2 protein-coding genes are annotated in these 2,183 nt (G+C 70.5%); both read left to right on the top strand.

The window, feature by feature from the left end; all coding sequences use genetic code 11:
• Positions 1-987: methylcrotonoyl-CoA carboxylase (locus HZB86_08360; protein MBI5905546.1), on the top strand; the 987-nt coding region annotated here is incomplete at its 5' end.
• Between the two features lie 14 nt (positions 988-1,001).
• The coding region (locus HZB86_08355; protein ID MBI5905545.1) for an ATP-grasp domain-containing protein at positions 1,002-2,183 on the top strand (1,182 nt) is incomplete at its 3' end.

The raw sequence follows: 2,183 nt of genomic DNA, 5'->3' as shown, positions 1-2,183 counted from the left end.
CAGGGGACCATCTTTCTCGGCGGCCCGCCGCTGGTGAAGGCGGCGACCGGCGATGTGGTGACCGCCGAGGATCTGGGCGGCGCCGACGTCCATTGCCGGACCTCCGGGGTCACCGACCATTACGCCGCGAACGACGGCCACGCGCTTTCGCTCGCCCGCCGGGCGGTGGCGAACCTGAACCGGGTGAAGCGGATCGGGATCACCCTGCGGGAGCCGGTGGAGCCCGCGTACGACAGGGCGGAGCTGTACGGCGTCATCCCCACCGGGACCCGGACGCCGTACGACGTGCGGGAGGTCATCGCCCGGGTGGTGGACGGCTCCGAACTCGACGAGTTCAAGCACCTATACGGCACGACGCTGGTGTGCGGCTTCGCCCGGATCTGGGGATACCCGGTAGGGATCGTGGCCAACAACGGGATCCTCTTCTCCGAGTCGGCACTGAAAGGGGCCCACTTCATCCAGCTGTGCAGCCAGCGCGGCATCCCCCTCGTCTTCCTGCAGAACATCACCGGCTTCATGGTCGGGAGCAAATACGAGGCGGGCGGGATCGCCAAGGACGGCGCGAAAATGGTCACCGCCGTGGCGTGCGCCAGGGTGCCCAAGTTCACCCTCATCATCGGCGGGAGCTACGGGGCCGGGAACTACGGCATGTGCGGCCGCGCGTACAGCCCCCGGTTCCTCTGGATGTGGCCCAACGCCCGGATCTCCGTGATGGGCGGGGAGCAGGCGGCGAGCGTCCTGGCGCAGGTGCGGCGGGACGGGATGGAGGCGCGGGGGCAGAAGTGGAGCGCCGCGCAGGAGGCCGCGTTCCGGAAACCGATCCTCGAGCAGTACGAAACGCAGGGGCACCCGTATTACGCGAGCGCCCGCCTGTGGGACGACGGGATCATCGACCCCGCCGAGACCCGCACCGTGCTGGCCCTCGGGATCTCCGCGACCCTGAACGCGCCGGTAGAGAAGACCGACTTCGGCGTGTTCCGGATGTAGGGGGGGCGAGGACGATGTTCGACCGGATCCTGATCGCCAACCGCGGCGAGATCGCCTGCCGCGTCATCCGGACCGCGAAGCGCCTCGGGATCCGCACGGTGGCCGTCTACTCGGACGCGGACGTCGCCTCCCTGCACGTGGCGATGGCCGACGAGGCCCACCGGATCGGTCCCGCTCCGGCGCGCGAGAGCTACCTGCGGATAGACGCCATCCTCGAAGCGGCGGCCCGCAGCGGCGCGCGGGCCATCCACCCCGGGTACGGCTTCCTGTCGGAGAACGCGGCGTTCGCCGAGGCGTGCGAGGGCGCGGGAATCGTCTTCATCGGGCCTCCCGCCGCGGCGATCCGGGCGATGGGCTCCAAGAGCGCGGCGAAGGAAATCATGGACCGGGCCGGCGTCCCGCTGGTCCCCGGCTACCACGGGGAGGACCAGGACCCGAACCTTCTTCGGCGCGAGGCGGACCGGATCGGATACCCCGTTCTGATCAAGGCGAGCGCCGGGGGCGGGGGGAAGGGGATGCGCGTCGTTTCCCGCGCGGCGGATTTCGAAGAGGCCGTCGTGGCCGCGATGCGCGAGTCGCGGGCCTCGTTCGGCGACGACCGCGTGCTCCTCGAGAAGTACCTGACCCGCCCGCGCCACGTGGAGATCCAGGTGTTCGCCGACGCGAAGGGGAACGCGGTGTACCTCTTCGAGCGCGACTGCTCCATCCAGCGCCGCCACCAGAAGGTGATCGAGGAGGCGCCGGCGCCGGGGGTGAAGCCCGGGCTGCGGGTGAAGATGGGCGCGGCGGCGGTGTCCGCGGCGCGCGCGATCGGGTACGTGGGGGCCGGCACGGTCGAATTCCTCCTCGACGAGGACGGGGCGTTCTACTTCATGGAGATGAACACCCGCCTGCAGGTGGAGCACCCGGTGACGGAGATGATCACGGGGCAGGACCTGGTCGAGTGGCAGCTCCGCGTGGCGTCCGGCGAGCCGCTCCCGCGGTCGCAGAAGGAGCTCGCCGTCGGGGGGCACGCCATCGAGGCCCGGATCTACGCGGAGGACCCGTCGCGCGATTTCCTCCCCTCGACCGGTCGACTCGCGCACCTTCGCCCTCCGGCCGGGACCGCCAACGTCCGGATCGATACCGGCGTGCGGCAGGGGGACGAGGTCGCCATCCACTACGACCCGATGATCGCCAAGCTGGTCGCGTGGGAT

The organism is Deltaproteobacteria bacterium (genome assembly GCA_016234845.1).
Taxonomy (GTDB): domain Bacteria; phylum Desulfobacterota; class Deferrimicrobia; order Deferrimicrobiales; family Deferrimicrobiaceae; genus JACRNP01.
Note: the sequence above shows the minus strand (reverse complement) of the source record. Positions and strands in the feature narration are given on the sequence as shown.